The sequence below is a fragment of the Paenibacillus sp. CF384 genome (assembly GCF_900106745.1).
GTDB lineage: Bacteria > Bacillota > Bacilli > Paenibacillales > Paenibacillaceae > Paenibacillus_Z.
Map to the genome: position 1 here is coordinate 1 of NZ_FNNV01000051.1, position 1,146 is coordinate 1,146.

The 1,146-nt window shown below is 46.4% G+C and carries 1 protein-coding gene; it reads left to right on the top strand.

Annotation, left to right across the window (positions count from 1 at the left end):
• Nucleotides 1-946 (top strand): IS256 family transposase (locus BLW29_RS31080; protein ID WP_090986994.1); only part of this gene is annotated, 946 nt, incomplete at its 5' end.
• Nucleotides 947-1,146: the final 200 nt, after the last annotated feature.

A 1,146-nucleotide genomic window follows, 5' to 3' on the forward strand; every position in this document is an offset into this window, starting at 1 on the left:
GACTCAAGTATTTGAGCCGTATCAGCGGCGGGATGGATGGCTTGAGGAAGCCGTGATTCAGATGTACAAAAGCGGTATGGGTACTCGTGACGTCGCTCGCTTCATTGAGAGTATGTTCGGCAGTCAGTACTCGCCAACGACAATTAGCAACATTACAGCAACAGTACTGGAAGATATTCAGAATTGGCAAGTGCAGCCTTTGAAGAAACGGTACGCCGTGATTTACTTGGATGGGCTGTATGTAAAACTCAAACGCAGCACCGTCAGTGGTGAGGTGGTGTACTTTGCGATGGGCATTGACGAGGAAGGGCATCGTCAAATTCTTGGTTTTTACGTAGGTGGTCAGGAAAGCGCAAATGGTTGGCGAGATGTACTCAAAGACCTGTATAAGCGAGGTGTACAGGAGGTTCTGCTCGGAGTTTTCGACGGTCTCCCTGGTCTGGACACGGCGTTCCGTGAAACGTACCCCAAGGCGGATGTACAGCATTGTATTGTCCACAAAGTACGTGCCACTTTCCCGAAAATTCGAGTACAGCATAAGACCGACTTCATTACAGATCTAAAAACGATCTACAATGCAATGGATCACGATCTAGCCATGGCCGCTTTCGATACGTTAAAAGCCAAATGGGGTAAGTTATACCCGAAAGAGATCCGTTCCTGGGAGGACCAGTTAACGACCTTGCTGGCCTTTTACAAGTATCCAGCCTTGATCAAGGATGCCATTTACACTTCCAATCCCATAGAACGAATGAACAAAGAAATTCGAAAGCGACTTAAACCGATGAATAGTTTAACGAATATGGATGCAGCAGAAAAGGTAATTTACCTCGAAACAGTGGCGTACAACGACCGGTTTGCCGACCGAACCATCAAGGGGTTTAGTGAGGCTTCCGTCAAACAACATTTAACGAAGATGTTTGAGGAACGATACCCAATCACTTGAGAAGAGATTGGTGCCTATCATCCCATTATCTGGGTAGTCGATTAAAGCACCACGCCAACTCATTAGTCGCAATATTCAACTAGATTCCATTGCAGTTTTGGTAGGGGAGTTAACTCCCCCTACCAAAACTTATAATGGACAGATATCCATCGTCCCGATGGATATCCCTACTGCCTTACACAAACTTCTTGACGCTACCC